Source organism: Streptomyces katrae (assembly GCF_002028425.1).
Taxonomy (GTDB): domain Bacteria; phylum Actinomycetota; class Actinomycetes; order Streptomycetales; family Streptomycetaceae; genus Streptomyces; species Streptomyces katrae_A.
Genome location: NZ_CP020042.1, coordinates 6,632,203 through 6,647,705, shown reverse-complemented (window position 1 = coordinate 6,647,705; position 15,503 = coordinate 6,632,203). Strand labels below are relative to the sequence as shown.

Sequence of the window (15,503 nt, the reverse complement as noted above, 5' to 3'; positions counted from 1 at the left end):
GTGTCCAGTCACCCAAGCACCGCTGAAGTCCCGGGGGCGCGGATGATCACGCCCTCGCCGCCGACTACAGCCGTCGCGATCACAGAACCGGCAGGGAGGCAGAGCGGGCATGCAGCGCCGTGCGCATGTACGCCCTATGCGCGCCCCTGTCCCGCTGCATAGCTTGCGATGTTGGTCTGTCACACCCGAGCGAACCGTAAGGGGAACAGGTTGAAGCCAGCCGCTGACGTACTGAAGGAGCTCGTCCAGCCCTCCAACATCTCCGCTCATTCCAGCACCGGGCTGGTCGGCAAGGTCGATGAGGCCGCCGCCGAGGACGACAAGGCCCGCGAGGAGAAGGAGCTCGAAGAGCTCCGGCGCAAGTCTGGTCTGCGCCCCATACCGACGAAGGAGCTGGACCGGACCGTCCAGCTCACGCCCTGGGATGTCTTACACACCCTCGGCCGGGCCATCGCCCTGTCCCGGCGAGGGGCCAGCCGCGGGCTCGCGGAACACTGGGGATGCCTGAAGTACAGCCAGGCTCTGACCGGCGGCGCCGAGTCCTTCATGACGCTCTCGGCAGAGGGCCGGGAGACCGCGGACTACTACAAGGCGATCCAGTCCGGGGAGCTCGGCACCGGCTTCGCCCTGACTCTCGCCCGACAGCTCCTGGGCCGACGCTACCCGGATCATTCAATCTCGGTCGTCCCCGCCGACACCGCGCTGCGGGCCGGCTGGGCCCTCACCAGCCGTGACTCCGGGCCGCGATCCGGCTACCGCTACCGGCCGCAGTTCTTCGCCGAGGTCTGGAAGCCCGGCGAGCCGTCGTCGGTCATCCCGATCGCCTGCAAGGGCAACCACAGCAACGCCGCCACGTCGCACACCCAGCTGGCGTCCGCCTCCGCCCACGTCGAGGCAGTCCACATCGGCGCGTGGAACGAGACGCCGGTCCTGGTGTTCAGCACAGAGCTTCCTACCGAGGGCCCCCTCACGGTGCACGCCTTGCAGGCGCGCGGAACCGGCGGCCAGCTGAACGGCCCGCTCAAGTCCCCCGACAACCACCTCGATCAACCCGTCGAAGACGAGAACATCTACCCGGGAATCCAACGGCCCCACGAGGGCGACGAACCGTCAGCGCCCGAACCGGGGTTCCACGTCCAGCCCGAGCACTATCCGTGGTTTCGGCGCGTCCTCGCCCGTACCGCCGCCGCCGGCCTGACGGCCTTCGCCGGAGACGGCACGGCCACCGCGCAGTACCTGACCAAGAGGCAGGGACAGCGCCACTTCACGGGCCTCATCCATGCCGCCACCGACAGCGTCCAAGACGCGTACGTACAGCTCCACGGCATCGACTTCGTCGGCACCGACCACGTCTTCCGTCTCAACAGGACACGGGTCGAGGCGTTCTCCGGAGTCGCGAAGGACCTCTTCCACCATCTCGAGAACGGTCAGCTGGAGCGGTACCGCGCCGAGGTCCACGCCCACCGGAAGACATGGCCGCTCCTCGGCTGGGAATCGAAGTGGGACGGCCCCGTCTCCATCCATCAAGACGGCTCCGTACTCGCGATGCGCGTACTGACCTGAGCATGCTCGGGCAGGGGGGATGGCGTCGCGCCCAGGTGCACACGGGCGCGACACCATCCATCGGCGGTGTGAGTGGGAGTTGAGGGGATCCGATCCGAAAGAGTGCCAGCAGCTCACGGGAACCGTCGGTCAGGCGTCCCGTCGCTCCTCGTGCCCGGACAGTTGCACTCGCAGCCGTTCCGCCTCGGCCTCGGCCCGGCGCAGTCGGCGCTCCAAGACAGCGCGATCCGGCGGCGGGTCCTCGGGCTTCGGCGCCTCTTTGCGTGGAATGAGCCAGCCCACGTGCTGATACGCGACAATCGCGCGAGCGTGGGGACAGGTATGGCAAGACTGTTCCGGCATTGGACGCGGCCAGCCTGCCGCCAGCATCCGGCGGGTGTGTTCACGTTCGGCTTCGGGTTGAAGCATCGGGTCTGAGGCCCAGGCCTGCTCGAATTCCTCGATCATCTGTTTCACCCTTTTGGCCTCGGCCAAGCGCGGCCCGTCATCGGGTTTCCAGTCGAGGGTTGGCGCTACGACCTCTTCGAGGTGTCCGCAGGCCAGCGTTATCTTCCAGAAGGCCGACGTGTGTGCTTCATGGTGGCGGATCACGGCCCACACGTCGGCTTCGGCCCATTCGGGTGGCTCCACCGGGTCGGCGGGAAAGCTCACCTCTCGTCGTTCTCCCCACTCAATGATGTCGCGGTAGGGAGCATCGACGGAATCGTCGTGCCGGCAGTACACCTGTCCCTGCGGCAATGCTCCACCATTCCCGAGGCCACGCCACTGCCTCTCGCTTGGCGGGGTGCAGTCGTCCGGTGTCAGCAGCTCCTTGATGCAAGCGCAATCCAGCTGGACCCGCCATCGGTAGTACGAGTCCGGGTCCGGCGCCAAGAATGGCCACAGCACCGGAGGAATCCCCCTGCGGCGATCGGAATTGAATTGCTCGTACTCGCGCAGGACGTCCATGCGCCGCTTTGCACGGCCGGGGAGCCGGCGCGCTACAGCGTGTGGGCGCACACCTGCGGCAGGGTCGGTCATGTTCGAGTCCTCTCGCCCAGCGAAACACTGCTGCCGACGCTAGAAACCCTGAGATCGAACCGCTGCCGAAATAGCGATCGCTTCGCCTGAACGGAGGAGACGAGGCTGTTGCTGCGTTCGTCGTCGGGCGGATGACTGCACCCGTGGCACCGGCGAGGACGGCCGGGCGCGGCCCCAACGACGTCGGGCTCCACGTGGCAGAGGCCGTCACGAAGCACCGACACGGCCCCTGCGCCGGCGACATGCGCGACTGCCGGCGACGGCGCTTCCGTGATCAGCACCAGGGGCTGATGCTGACCGTTTGCTGACCAAAGCCCTGCCGTCACGCCGCTGACCTGCGGAAACGCCCAGATGTCAGATGTAGGAGTTGAACATGGTGCGAAGCATGCGAATGCTCCCGGTGTGTCTGCTCCCCGGTCTCCGGAGACTACGACGATTCGCTGCCCGGTCAGCCCTCCCCAGTTCTTGCAGGAGTTCTCCCAGGGCAGGGTCGGCCGGCTTTTGCGGCGCGCGCACGAGGCGGAGGCGCGGCACGGTGTCGGAGGGCGCGAGGGCGGGGAGACCAACACCTGTCTCCTCCGGGCTTTCTTCCCCCCTCTCATGTGAGGTCGCATGATCGCCAGTCTGATGCGGCGCGCCCGGGGCGCGCTCGCCGTCGCCCTCGCCGCCGGTGCCCTGTTCACCGCCGCCGTCCCCGCCCGTGCCGCCGCCGCGCCCGCCCTGAGCGCGGCCGGCGCGGTGCTCGTCGACGGAGCCACGGGGGCCGTGCTCACCTCCAAGGCCCCCGACACCCCACGCCAGATGGCCAGTACGACCAAGATCATGACGGCTCTCGTGGTCACGTCCCAGCCCGGCCTGGACCTCGACCGGAGGGTCACGGTCAAGCAGGAGTACCTCGACTACGTCTACCGCAAGGGTGCGAGCTCCGCCCAGCTGAAGGCCGGGGCCACCCCGACGGTCCGTCAGCTGCTCTACGCCATGCTGCTGCCCTCGGGCTGCGACGCCGCGTACGCGCTCGCGGACACCTTCGGGGCCGGCTCGACCACCGCCGGGCGCACCGCGGACTTCATCGCGAGGATGAACGCCACGGCGAAGGCGCTGGGCCTGACCGGGACCGTCTACGACAGCTTCGACGGCATCTCCCCGACCGGCAGGAACCTCACCACCCCGCGCGACCTCGCCAAGCTCACCCGGCACGCGATGACCGTCCCGCTGCTGCAGGCGCTCGTGAAGACCGCCGCGTACAGCACCGGCGGCACGTCGTCCCTGGCCACCTGGTCCAACACCAACCTGCTGGTCCAGCCGCGGCCCGCCGGCTACGGCTACCCCGGCGCCATCGGGGTCAAGACCGGCACCACCACGGCCGCGGGCAAGTGCCTGGTCTTCTCCGTGACCCGCAACGGCAAGACCGTCATCGGCGTCCTGCTGGGCGACGAGGAGCGCTACATGGACTCCATGGCCCTCTCGGACTGGGCACTCGGCCCGGCCACCGGGTCGAGGACGGCACTGCGGCGCAGCAGCGCCGAGCCGGTCCCCGACGTCCTCGACTGACCGCGGACCCGGCGCGGGGCGGGGCGGGGCGGGGCGGGTCATTCCTCGATCGCCCCGCCGATGCGGCGCAGGTGCGCCCGGAAGGTGTAGGAGGGGTCGGCGGCGCGGCGGGTGAGGTAGTCGGCGAACGCGGTCTGTTCGCGCAGGGTCTCACCGGCCCGGATCCTGCGGGCCTGTTCGCGTTCGGTGTCGTGGATGCGGTGCGCCGTCGCCAGGACCTCCCCGGCGCGGGCGGAGGGGACGAACAGCACGCCGTCCTCGTCGCCGAAGACCAGGTCCCCGCCCCGCACCAGGTGCTCCCCGCAACGTGCGCTGGTCAGGGCTTCGGGCCCGCGCCCGTCCAGCCGTACGGGGCCGGCCGGGCAGCTGCCGTAGCTGAAGACCGGGAGGCCGATCTCTGCCAGTTCGGGGGTGTCCCGGTGCAGGCCCCACACCACCAGCCCCGAGATGCCCGCCGCCCGTGCCTCCAGGACGGCCAGGTCGCCGACGCAGGCCTCGTCGGTGCGGCCGCCGTTGTCGATCACGAGGACGTCGCCCGGCTCGGCCGCGGCGAAGGCCTCGAGGAAGACGTCCACGCTGCCGTAGTGCCGCACGGGCAGGGCGCGGCCCGCGAGGCGGCCCGCGGCCGGGACGGAGGCGATGCCGGGCGGTGCGGTGCGCAGCGGTACGCCGGTGCGGACGCAGGCGTCGGCGATCAGCGGTGTGGACAGTTCGGCGAATTCCTTCAGCACGGCGTTCTCCTGACCCTGGCTCGGACCCGCCCCGGCGGCGTGCGCCGATCCTAGGCCGCGGCGGCTGGGTAGGGTCGGGGCCGTGGAGAGCACCGGGATCGTGATCGCGCAGACCACCGTCGACGACGAGGGGCGGGCGCAGGCGCTGGCGCGGGGGGCGGTGGAGGCCCGGCTGGCGGCCTGCGCGCAGGTCGACCCGCCGTTCACCTCCGTCTACCGGTGGAGGGGGAGCGTCGAGACGGCCCGGGAGTGGCGGATCTCGTACAAGACGACCGCCGGCCGGCTGCCGGAGCTCGCCGCCTGGGTCGGGCGGGAGCATCCGTACGAGGTGCACGAGTGGATCACCCTGCCGGTGACGGGCGGGGCCGAGGCGTACCTGCGGTGGGTGGCCGAGGAGTCGGCGGCGGGTTAGCGGGCGGCGCTCCGGCGCCCACCCGGCCGGCGCACGGGGACCAGCCGGCCCGGCTGACCCCGCGCGAGCGGTGCCGCGCTACCCGGAGTCCTTAAGGGGTGGCGGGGTACGGGTGACGGTGCGGCCGTCCGCGGCGGCGGCCCGGGCGAAGCGGGAGGCGTCGGCGACGGCCGCGCCGCCCGGGTCGTTGTTGAAGTACACGTAGACGTCGTCCCGGTCGGGCCAGCCGTCGGCGATCCGCCGGGCCCAGGAGTGCAGCGCCTGCCGGCCGTAGCGGGGCGGCGGGTTCGCGGCGCCCGCGTGGAGGCGTACGTACCCCCAGGACGCGGTGCGCCACAGCGGGGTCACCGGCCGCGACCACCGGTCGGCCCAGCACAGGGCGCTGCCGTGGGCTTCGAGGACGGCCCTCAGCCGGGCTTCGGGGGCCCACCAGGACGGGTGGCGCGGTTCGACGGCCACCCGTACGGTCCCGGGGAAGCAGTCGAGGCAGGCGTCGAGCGCGGCGGGGTCGGCCCGGAGGGTCGGCGGGAGCTGGAGCAGGACGGGGCCGAGGCGGGGGCCGAGGCCGGCGGCGTGCTCCAGCAGCCGGTGCACCGGCTCCTCGGGGTCGCGCAGGCGTTTGACGTGGGTCAGGTAGCGGCTGGCCTTGACCGCCATCACGAAGTCCTCGGGGGTGCGCTCGCGCCAGGAGGCGAAGGTCCCGGTCTCCGGGAGCCGGTAGAAGGCGTTGTTGTTCTCCACGGTGGCGAAGCCCCGGGCGTACTCCTCCAGCCAGAGCCGCTGGGGCAGGCCGTCCGGATAGAGGGGGCCGCGCCAGTCCTTGTACTGCCAGCCCGAGGTTCCCACGTGCAGGGGCATGCCCGGCTCCCCTCCGGTCCTACGCTCCGACGCGGACCAGTGCGAGCGTGATGTTGTCGGGGCCGCCGGCCTCGATGGCGGCCTTCCACAGTTCGAAGGCGGCCCGGCCGTCGTCGTGGACCCGCAGGACGGCGTCGATCTCCTCGTCGGGCAGCGGGTCGGTGAGTCCGTCGCTGCACACCAGGTAGCGGTCGCCCGGGGCGAGCGCCAGGGACGTCACGTGGGGCACGGGGGTGCCGGAGGCGCGGCTGCCGCCGAGGGTCTGGGTGACGGCGGAGGTGGTGCGCCGTCCGGGTGGCGGGAGCGGGCTGTCGTCGACGCTGACCCGGCGCAGGCCGTCGGGTCCGGCGGAGTAGACCCGGCTGTCGCCCACGTTGAACACGAGCAGTGACTGGCCGAGCACGAGGACGCCGGCGACGGTGGTGGCCATGGTGAACATCTCCGGGTGGCCCTCGGCGGCCGCGTTCACCTCGTAGTCGCACACCTCCAGAGCGTGACGGAGGGGGTCCGGTCCGTTCAGGGTGGGGCCGAGGGCGGAGAGCCGGCGGGCGACGAGAGCGCTGGCCACCTCCCCGGCCGGGTGTCCGCCGAGTCCGTCCGCGACGGCGACGACCAGGGGGCGGCCGAGCGGGAAGACGAGGGTCTGGGGGCTGTCGGTCACGGTGGCGCACAGGGTCCACGGTCCGACGACGAGGCTGTCCTCGTTGTGCTCGCGGACCAGACCGGCGTGGCTGAGTGCGGTCACCGCTACGTACGGCATTCCCCCATTGTCGCGCGGAGCGCGGTGGGCGGCACCATCACCCGGCCGGTGGGTCCGGCGGCAGTGCAGCGGTGTCGTCCGACGAGTTTCGGCCAAGCCAACTCCATTGGCACGTCCACATCATGACCTCCTGTCAATACCCGTGCACGGAGCCGCTAGGATCCCGGGCTGTTGTCCAAGATCTTCCACAACCGATCGTTTGAGGGTTCTGATGGTTCGAGAGGGATCGCCCGGCAGTCCAGGGCCCGCCTCACCCGTCGCATGGGCGCTGCCCGCCCTGGTGACCGCCGCGATATCCGCGGCGGCCGCGGCACTGGTACCCGCGTCCGCCCGCGCCTCCGTCGCCTGGATCGGCGCCGCGGCCTGCGTGGCCGTCGCGCTGTCCTGCGCCGAGGCCGCCCGGCGCGGCCGGGCGGTGGCCTCGATGCGGGCCGTGGTGGCGGCGCGCGAGGAGGCCCTGGCGGTCCAGCAGGCGGAGACCGTCTGGCTGGCCGAGGTGCTGCTGCCCGACATCGTGGGGCGGCTGCGCAAGGGCGAGTTCCCCGAGGACGTGCTCACCTCCCTGGAGGACGACGACGTCCACCGGCCGGGCCTGACCCAGGAGTTCAGAGCGGCGCACCAGGCGGTGCTGCGCTCGGTGCTCGACGCCGTGGTCGCCGAGGAGGACCTGCGCGACTCCGCCCAGCGGGCCTTCGTGAACATCGCCCGCCGCGTCCAGGCGATCGTGCACCAGCAGGCCCAGGAGCTGCGCGAGATGGAGGACCGGCACGGGCAGGACCCGGCCGTCTTCGGAGACCTGCTGCGCCTCGACCACGGCACCGCGCTGATCGGCCGGCTCGCCGACTCCATCGCCGTGCTCGGCGGCGCGCGGCCCGGCCGCCAGTGGGGCAAGGCCGTCCCGCTGTACAGCGTGCTGCGCGGCGCCATGTCCCGGATCATCGACTACCAGCGCGTCGAACTGCACTCGGTGACCCAGGTGGCCGTCGTCGGGCCCGCCGTCGAGCCGCTCATCCACGCACTGGCCGAGCTGCTGGACAACGCCACCCGCTACTCCCCGCCGCAGACCCGGGTCCACCTGACCGCGGTCGAGGTGAACTCGGGCATCGCCATCGAGATCGAGGACGGCGGCCTGAGCATGAGCGAGGAGGCCCGCAAGCGGGCCGAGCGGATGCTGCGCCAGGCACAGGAGGGCATCGACCTCACCGACCTGGGCGAGACCCCGCGACTGGGCCTGGCCGTGGTCGGCCGGCTGGCGCAGGCGTACGGCTTCCGGGTCTCGCTGCGCTCCTCGGCGTACGGCGGCGTGCGCGCCGTCCTCGTCGTCCCGCAGGACCTGATCACCACCGTCTCGACGGCGACCGGCGTCGCGCACGGCATCGGTACGTCCTCCGGCCCGCGCGCGGCCCTCCCGGCGAAGGCCGGCGGGTCCGCCCCGCTGGAGCAGCAGCGCCGGATCACGGGGCCGCAGGCGCCCCCGGCGGACGACGAGGGGCCCGTCGTGACCGAGCGGACCCCGAACGGCCTGCCGCAGCGCCGGCGCAGGAGCCGGGTCTCCGCTGCGGCCGCACCGGCCGCCGCGGAGCGGACGACCACCGCCGCCGCGGCACCGGAGCGGGCCGAGGCCCAGCCCGGGATGTGGCTCGCCGCCTTCCAGAGCGGCCTCTCCGGGGACACCCGGCCCGCCGAGAGCCACTCGGCGGACGACCAGCACACGCACACCTCGCCGGCCTCGGCGAGCAAGGGGGAACAGCCGTGAGTCAGCAGCAGAGCAACATGGACTGGATGCTCAAGGACCTGGCCGAGAGCGTCCCGCAGACCCGGCACGTGATCGTGCTGTCGGCCGACGGCCTGCGGATGGCCCAGCACGGGGCGGAGACCGACACCGCCGACCGGCTGGCCGCCGCCTGCGCCGGACTGCAGAGCCTGGCCGGCGCGGTCGCCTCCGAACTCCCGCACGGCAGCGGGCGGATGCGGCTGGTCGTCATCGAGATGGACGGCGGGTTCTTCTACCTGATGGCCGCCGGCGCCGGGGCGTACCTCGCGGTGCTGGCCGACGAGGGCGTCGACGCCGGGCTGATGGGCCAGCGGATGCGGGACCTCGTGGCGCGGATCGGAGAGCACCTCAGCAGCCCGCCGCGCAGCGACGCCAGGCTGACCGCGTGAGCGACCCCGGCAAGAGCTGGGAAGACGGCAGCCCGGAACGTCTCTACGTCATCACGGGCGGCCGCACCGAACCGCTGGGCCCCACCGGCCTCGACCTGGTGACGCTGATCGTCGCCACGGCGGGGCCCCGGCCCGGCATGCAGCCGGAACACTCGGCCATCGTGCGGTTGTGCCAGTCGCCGCTCTCGGTGGCCGAGATCTCGGCCTACCTCGGCCTGCCGGTGAGCGTGGTCACCGTGCTCCTGGCCGATCTCCTCACCGCGAAGCACGTGATCTCGCGCGCGCCCGTGGCCCCCGCCCGACTCCCCGACCTGGCATTGATTGAGGCAGTGATCGATGGACTTCGAAAGCTCTGAGCACCCCGCGGGGCCGCGGCGCGAGGACATCCTGCCGGCGACGGCGGCGGCCGCGGTCAAGGTGGTGATCGTGGGCGGCTTCGGGGTCGGCAAGACGACCCTGGTCGGCGCCGTGAGCGAGATCCGGCCACTGACCACCGAGGAGACCATGACCCAGGCCGGGGTCGGGGTCGACGACACGGCGGGGATCGAACGCAAGAGCTCGACCACCGTGGCCATGGACTTCGGCCGGATCAGCATCAACGAGGAGCTGGTGCTGTACCTGTTCGGGACCCCGGGCCAGCAGCGGTTCTGGTTCCTGTGGAACGGCCTGTTCGAGGGCGCCCTGGGTGCGGTGGTCCTCGTCGACACCCGCCGGCTGGAGGTCAGCTTCGACGTGATCGGCCGGCTGGAGGAGCGCGGGGTGCCGTTCGTCGTCGCCGTGAACAGCTTCCCCGATGCGCCCGTGTACCCCCTCGACGAGCTGCGGAGCGCCCTCGACCTGCCGCCGTCCGTCCCCCTCGTCGCCTGCGACGCCCGCCGGCGCGACTCCAGCCGCGACGTCCTGATGACGCTGATGCACTACCTGCACTCCCTCGCCGTGACCCCGGAGGCCTCGTGAGCACCCCCCAGCCCCCTTCCGCCCCGCCGCCGGGCTGCCCCGCGCACCGGCTCTACGGGCCGGAGGCGGAGGCCGACCCGATGGCCCTGTACGAGAAGCTGCGCGCCGAGCACGGGGCCGTGGCCCCGGTCCTGGTCCACGGCGACCTTCCGGCCTGGCTGGTGCTGGGGCACCGGGAGAACCTGGACGTGGCGCGCACGCCGTCCCGGTTCTCCCGGGACCCGCGGCGGTGGCGGGAGCGGCAGGAGGGCAATGTTCCCCCGGACCACCCGCTCTCCCCGATGACCGCCTGGCAGCCGGTGTGCCACATGGTGGACGGCGCCGACCACGAGCGGCTGCGCGGCGCCATCACCGACTCGGTGGAGCGGTTCGACCGGCGCGGCATCCGGCGTTACGTCAAGCGCTTCGCGGACCAGCTGATCGACGCCTTCGTCGAGTCCGGGACGGGGGACCTCGTCGCGGACTTCGCGGAGCCGCTGCCCATGCTGGTGATGACGCAGCTCGTCGGCGCCCCGGAGTCCTACGGCCCGCGCCTGGTCGAGGCCGCCCGCGACGTGCTCCGCGGTACCGAGACGGCCCTCGCCAGCAACGACTTCATGACGGAGACGCTGCGGGAACTCGTGGCCCGCAAGCGCCGGCAGCCCGGCCGCGACTTCACCAGCTGGCTGTTGGAGCACCACTCGGGACTCAGTGACGACGAGACCCTGGAGCACCTCAGGCTCGTACTGATCGCGGGGTTCGAGACCACCGCCAACCTGATCACGAGCACCCTGCGCCTGGTGTTCACGGACCAGCGCTTCCGGGCGAACCTCTCGGGCGGCCACATGACCCTGCCCGACGCCCTGGAGCAGGTCCTCTGGGACGAGCCGCCGCTCAACACGGTCATCGGCCGCTGGGCCACCGGTGACACCGAGCTGGCCGGGGCCCGGATCAAGGCCGGTGACATGCTGCTGATCAGCCCGGGCGCGGGGAACCGTGACCCGGAGGTGCGCCCCGACGCCGCACAGGCCATCCACGGCAACCGTTCCCACCTGGCGTTCAGCAGCGGGCCCCACGAGTGCCCCGGCCAGGACATCGGCCGGGCGATCGCCGACACCGGCATCGACACGCTGCTGTCGCGGCTCCCCGACCTGGAGCTGGCGGTCCCCGAGGAGGAGCTGGAGTGGACGTCCTCCCTCATGCTCCGCCACGTGACGGCCCTGCCCGTACGGTTCACCCCGCGGGGCGCGACCGTGACGGGGTCCACGGCACTGCCGCTCAGCCGGCCGGCCGTTCAGACGCGGCCGGCCGGCGCGGCCGGGCCCGAGGCCCGGCCGGCCTGGTGGCAGCGCCTGCTCGGCCGCCGGGCCTGAGGGTCCGGCCCGTCAGCCGTCGAGCTGCTGCCACCACCACGCGAGAGCGGGGAAGGGCAGCGGCTCGGCGCTGGGGTCACAGGGCGCGTCCGCGTACGTGATGTCGTACGCGGCGCCGTCCACGGGCAGGGCGTTGCGGTTGCGCGGGCTGGCGTAGCGGGGTGCCCGGCTCTGGTAGGCGATGTTGCCCGCGATCCAGTGCTCCACGGAGACGAGGTAGCGCCCGAGCTCCTCGTCGGCATGCCCGGCCAGCCGTTCGCGCAGCCCGACGAAGAGGCTCATCGTCCGGTCCCGCAGGGCGAACGCCGCGGGCAGCGCCTCGGCGGGGGTACAGCCGTGCTGCTGGGCCAGCACGTTGACCACGTTCTGCTCCCACGGCACGTGGTGGTCTTCCTTGTTGTACGAGAAGACGTCGTTGTCGCAGCTGACGACGAACCCCGCGGCCTCGGTCAGCGCCTGGACGGGGGCGGAGTACATCACGTCGGCCGGTACGTCGATCCCGTTCGCCACGTCACACCAGGAGAGCAGGAACCGGGTGCCGCTGCTGCAGATCCGTGCGGCGGTGAACTCCTCCAGGGACGGCATGACGCCGCGTTCGGCGTTGGCCGTCTGCCAGGTCGCGCCGGACATCCATTCGCGGATGCCGTGGGTGAAGCGGCGCAGCTGGCCCGGCCTGAGGAGGGCACGGGTACGGGCCGCAAGGTCCTCCAGGGCCGCGGTGTGCGGTCCCGGCGGCAGCAGGCCCGAGCCGGGCGCCTCGACGGTGCGGGCCAGCCGGGCACCCTGTTCCGCCACCGCCGTGGCGCCGGCCGTGGCGGAACCCGAGTCGTGCCAGTCGTCGGCCGCGAACGCCCAGTAGAGCCATTCGGCGTACAGGACCATCGCCTCGACGTCGCCGGACGGGATCGTGCGGCCCGCGAGTTCGGCCGAGCGCGTGGCCAGGCCCCAGGCGCGCTCGGTGGCGTCGGGGTAGACGCCGAAGGCGTCGATCCACTCGACGCAGCGTTCCTCGATCGCGGCCGTCTTCGGATGGATCAGCTCCCGCTCGAAGGGGCAGTAGAACGGTGGGAGTTCCCAGCCGATCCGGGAGGGCCGGTCCAGCTCGGCGTGGACGGGTGCCACGGTCAGTTCCCCCCGCCCAGACGGAACAGCAGCAGCCGGGTCTCCATCGCGTGGTCGCGCCAGATCCGGAAGAGCTTGCCGTGGGTGATCGTGGACTCCAGGAGCCGCTCCCGCGTCCAGGCGGAGGGCCGGCCGGCGGCTTCGATCCGGTCCAGTTCGGCGGTGTTCCAGGCCATCGACTGGACCCAGAACTCGGCGACCCGGTCGGTCACGTCCTCGCACTGCTCCAGCTCGAAGCCGGCGGCCGCGGCGGCGGTGATGTACTCGGTGAGCGTGCCGAGGCGGGTCTTGTAGTAGCCGTCGATGAAGTCGGTCCACTCGGGCCGGCAGATGAAGTGCTCCTGGATGCCGAACCAGCCGCCCGGCTTCAGCGCTCGGGCCACGACCTGGAAGAGCCGCTCGCGGTCCATGTAGCCGGAGCTCTCGTTGGCGTAGGCGGCGTCGTACTCGCGGCTCGGGACGAAGTCGTGGACGTCCGCGAGGAGCGGGGCGACCCGGTCGGCCACCCCGCCCTGACGGGCGAACTCCGCGATGATCGGCACGTGTTCGGGGGTCACGGTGAGTCCGGTGACCTGCGAACCGTGCTGCTGCGCCCAGTAGAGGGACCCGCCCCCCACTCCGCAGCCGATGTCGAGGAGGCTGGCGGGCGGGCTGGCATAGGCACCCCAGGTCCGGGCGGCGTGGTCGACTATCGCCTCCTGGGATTCCACGATGCGGCTCTTGAGGACCCGCTGCGGGACCGTGGTGTTCGGCGCCGCACCCGGGTCGAAGATACCCATGTGGAAGTGGACCCGGGGCCCGGGCCCGTATTTGTGCAGGATGTCTGCCGTCTTGCGGCTGTAGTAAAGCGGGATTTGGGTCTCGTCGAATGCCCGGTGTCTTCCGGCGGGGGTGTGCATGACGAGGTTGCTGTCCATCTGTTCTCCGGTCCTGCTCTGGCGTGGGGAGATGGTCGGCCACCCCACGGGGTCCTGAGTGATCGACAGGGGGTTTTGATCACACAGGACTTGAGCATAGCCACATCAGAAACAGGCATATTCGGAACAGAGTTGAACCAATGGGCCAGGGTGGTCAGATGCCGGACGCCCACGCCCCGATAACGAACCGGCCTTTTTCCTCGCGGACTTCAAAAGCACCCGTCCCCCCGAAGTGGGCGGGAACCACCAGCTCCCCGAGCTCCGCCGCCCGCCCCAGGGTCCGGCGGCGGGTGTCCGCCGCCTGGGCGGCGTCCATGCAGAAGCAGCTGTTGCAGGAGGGCCGCAGGACCTGCACCGGGCTGTGCAGCATGTCCCCGACGAAGACCGCCCGGTCGGTTCCGGAGGCCAGGCGCAGCACCGACGAGCCGGGGGTGTGGCCGGGGGCCGCCTCCAGGGTGAGGTGGCCGTCGATGCGGTGGGAGCCCTCCCAGAGGATTGCCTGCCCCGTCCGGTGCACGGGGGCGACGCTGTCCTCGTAGACCAGCCGGTCGACCTCCCGCACGCCCCCGCCGTATCCGCCGCGCGGCCCGAAGTACGCGTCGTCGGCAGCCGGAATGAGGTACTGGGCGTTGGGAAAGGCCGGGACCCACTCCCCGCCGGCGTCCAGGGTGTTCCAGCCGACGTGGTCGGCGTGCAGGTGGGTGTTGACGACGACGTCCACCTCCTCGGGACGGACCCCGGCCGCCTCGAGGTCCGCCATGAAGGTGCCCTGCCGCCGGTGGAAGAGGGGCGAGCCGGGGCGCTCGCGCCCGTTGCCCACCCCGGTGTCCACCAGGACGGTCCGGCCGCCGCTGCGCAGCACCCAGGTCTGCAGGGCGAGCACGGCCAGGTCGGCGTCGGGCTGCCAGTGGTCCGGTGCCAGCCAGTCCCCGTTCTCCTTCCACACGTCGGTGCCGGAGTCCGGGACGAGGTCCCGGGCGGCCGCGAAGGGGGCCCGCGCCTCGACGACGCGGGTGATCTCGACGTCCCCCAGGAGGAGGGTCTGCGTGTTCTCGTTGGTCATGTACACCACCCTAGGAAGCGGGAGTGAGCCGCCCAATGCGCGTTCTGCTCAAGCGGATACGCGTCCCGCTCACGGGCGTCCGGCGTCGGCGGTACCCTGCGCGCATGGACGTGGTGAGCGACGCGATCTCCGCCGTCCGCCTGGGGCGGCCCTCCTCGGACCGGGTGCGGGTCGGCGGTACGTGGCGCGTACGGCTGGACCCGTACGAGGGGGCGGGCTTCCACGTCGTCCTGACGGGCAGCTGCTGGCTGCTGGCCGACGGCGGCGAGCCGGTGCCCCTGGCCGCGGGGGACGCGGTACTGCTGCCGCACGGGGCGGGCCACGTGCTCGCCGACTCCCCCGTCGACGCGGCGGCCGCGGCGCGGGCCCTGCCGCTGGAGCGGTACCGCGAGGCGCGGGGCGCCCGCTCCCCGCAGCCGGGCGGCGCGGCGGTGGAGATGCTGTGCGGCAAGTATCGGCTCGACCGCAGCCGGGTGCACCCGCTGCTGGCGGAACTGCCCGGCGTGGTGCGCCTGTCGGCCGGCGCACACACCGAACTCCAGTCGGCCATCACCCTGTTGGGCGTGGAGGTGGACGAACGGCAGCCGGGCTCCTCGATCGCCCTGCCGAGCCTGCTGGACCTGCTCCTGGTGTACATGGTCCGCGCCTCGGTGGCCGGGGCGGCGCCGGGGTCCTGGTCGGCCGCCCTCGGCGACCCGGTGACGGCCGCCGCCCTCCAGGCGATCCACGCCGACCCGGCCGCCCCCTGGAGCGCCGACCGCCTGGCCGCCGAGGCGGGGGTCTCCCGGCCGACCCTGGTGCGCCGGTTCACCCCCCTGGTCGGCCGTCCCCCGATGGCGTACCTGACCTGGTGGCGGCTGACGCTGGCCGCCACCCGCCTGCGCGACACTCCGGACTCGCTGGCCGCCATCGCGGCCCGGGTCGGCTACGGCAGTCCGTACGCCCTGTCCCACGCCTTCGTGCGGGAGTTCGGCACCACGCCGGGCCGCTACCGGACCACGATCACCGCCACCCCGGGCTGAACCTGTTCAAAC

General features: G+C 72.2%; 16 protein-coding genes. 9 read left to right on the top strand and 7 right to left on the bottom strand.

Features of this window, described 5'->3' with window-relative positions:
- The first annotated feature begins 210 nt into the window (after positions 1-210).
- Complete coding sequence (locus B4U46_RS30130) at positions 211-1,563, top strand: hypothetical protein (RefSeq protein ID WP_208949823.1); 1,353 nt, start codon at positions 211-213, stop codon at positions 1,561-1,563.
- Positions 1,564-1,692: 129 nt separating this feature from the next.
- Here the strand turns inward: B4U46_RS30130 and B4U46_RS30125 are convergent, their stop codons facing one another.
- Positions 1,693-2,511, bottom strand: coding sequence for a hypothetical protein (locus B4U46_RS30125; RefSeq protein WP_079430777.1), 819 nt, complete (start codon positions 2,509-2,511; stop codon positions 1,693-1,695).
- Between the two features lie 684 nt (positions 2,512-3,195).
- On the opposite strand from B4U46_RS30125, the gene B4U46_RS30120 reads away from it, so the two are divergent.
- Positions 3,196-4,134, top strand: a complete 939-nt coding sequence (locus B4U46_RS30120) for a D-alanyl-D-alanine carboxypeptidase family protein (RefSeq protein ID WP_079430776.1) — start codon at positions 3,196-3,198, stop codon at positions 4,132-4,134.
- Positions 4,135-4,172: 38 nt separating this feature from the next.
- Here the strand turns inward: B4U46_RS30120 and B4U46_RS30115 are convergent, their stop codons facing one another.
- Complete coding sequence (locus tag B4U46_RS30115; RefSeq protein WP_079430775.1) at positions 4,173-4,865, bottom strand: RraA family protein; 693 nt, start codon at positions 4,863-4,865, stop codon at positions 4,173-4,175.
- Positions 4,866-4,947: 82 nt separating this feature from the next.
- On the opposite strand from B4U46_RS30115, the gene cutA reads away from it, so the two are divergent.
- Positions 4,948-5,277 carry a divalent-cation tolerance protein CutA gene (gene cutA, locus B4U46_RS30110; protein ID WP_237293173.1) on the top strand — a complete coding sequence of 110 codons (330 nt, stop codon included), beginning with the start codon at positions 4,948-4,950 and terminating at the stop codon, positions 5,275-5,277.
- Positions 5,278-5,355: 78 nt separating this feature from the next.
- Here the strand turns inward: cutA and B4U46_RS30105 are convergent, their stop codons facing one another.
- Positions 5,356-6,135: a DUF72 domain-containing protein gene (locus B4U46_RS30105; RefSeq protein WP_079430774.1), complete on the bottom strand. Its 780-nt coding sequence runs from the start codon at positions 6,133-6,135 to the stop codon at positions 5,356-5,358.
- Positions 6,136-6,154: 19 nt separating this feature from the next.
- Positions 6,155-6,895, bottom strand: coding sequence for a PP2C family protein-serine/threonine phosphatase (locus B4U46_RS30100; RefSeq protein ID WP_079430773.1), 741 nt, complete (start codon positions 6,893-6,895; stop codon positions 6,155-6,157).
- A 211-nt stretch (positions 6,896-7,106) separates the two neighbouring features.
- Between B4U46_RS30100 and B4U46_RS30095 the strand changes: the two genes are divergently transcribed.
- From B4U46_RS30095 to B4U46_RS30075, 5 genes are read left to right on the top strand one after another with little or no spacing between them, the layout of a single operon-like run.
- The gene (locus B4U46_RS30095; protein ID WP_079430772.1) at positions 7,107-8,651 is read left to right on the top strand and encodes a sensor histidine kinase; all 1,545 of its coding nucleotides are present in this window, start codon (positions 7,107-7,109) and stop codon (positions 8,649-8,651) included.
- A 17-nt stretch (positions 8,652-8,668) separates the two neighbouring features.
- Positions 8,669-9,058 carry a roadblock/LC7 domain-containing protein gene (locus tag B4U46_RS30090; RefSeq protein ID WP_185117225.1) on the top strand — a complete coding sequence of 130 codons (390 nt, stop codon included), beginning with the start codon at positions 8,669-8,671 and terminating at the stop codon, positions 9,056-9,058.
- Positions 9,055-9,414 (top strand): DUF742 domain-containing protein, encoded by a 360-nt coding sequence (locus B4U46_RS30085; protein ID WP_079430770.1) that lies wholly within the window; start codon positions 9,055-9,057, stop codon positions 9,412-9,414. The genes B4U46_RS30090 and B4U46_RS30085 overlap by 4 nt, the downstream gene beginning before the upstream one ends.
- Positions 9,395-10,015, top strand: a complete 621-nt coding sequence (locus tag B4U46_RS30080) for a GTP-binding protein (RefSeq protein ID WP_079430769.1) — start codon at positions 9,395-9,397, stop codon at positions 10,013-10,015. Before B4U46_RS30085 ends, B4U46_RS30080 begins: the two co-directional genes overlap by 20 nt.
- Complete coding sequence (locus B4U46_RS30075) at positions 10,012-11,367, top strand: cytochrome P450 (protein ID WP_079430768.1); 1,356 nt, start codon at positions 10,012-10,014, stop codon at positions 11,365-11,367. Before B4U46_RS30080 ends, B4U46_RS30075 begins: the two co-directional genes overlap by 4 nt.
- A 12-nt stretch (positions 11,368-11,379) precedes the next feature.
- On the opposite strand, the gene B4U46_RS30070 is transcribed toward B4U46_RS30075, so the two are convergent.
- From B4U46_RS30070 to B4U46_RS30060, 3 genes are all read right to left on the bottom strand, one after another.
- On the bottom strand, positions 11,380-12,489 hold the full coding sequence (locus B4U46_RS30070; protein WP_079430767.1) for a terpene synthase family protein: 1,110 nt from the start codon (positions 12,487-12,489) through the stop codon (positions 11,380-11,382).
- A gap of 2 nt (positions 12,490-12,491) precedes the next feature.
- The gene (locus B4U46_RS30065) at positions 12,492-13,406 is read right to left on the bottom strand and encodes an SAM-dependent methyltransferase (protein WP_079430766.1); all 915 of its coding nucleotides are present in this window, start codon (positions 13,404-13,406) and stop codon (positions 12,492-12,494) included.
- 154 nt (positions 13,407-13,560) lie between these two features.
- Positions 13,561-14,469 carry an MBL fold metallo-hydrolase gene (locus B4U46_RS30060; RefSeq protein WP_079430765.1) on the bottom strand — a complete coding sequence of 303 codons (909 nt, stop codon included), beginning with the start codon at positions 14,467-14,469 and terminating at the stop codon, positions 13,561-13,563.
- A 104-nt stretch (positions 14,470-14,573) separates the two neighbouring features.
- Between B4U46_RS30060 and B4U46_RS30055 the strand changes: the two genes are divergently transcribed.
- Complete coding sequence (locus B4U46_RS30055; RefSeq protein ID WP_079432083.1) at positions 14,574-15,491, top strand: AraC family transcriptional regulator; 918 nt, start codon at positions 14,574-14,576, stop codon at positions 15,489-15,491.
- Positions 15,492-15,503 lie beyond the last annotated feature (12 nt).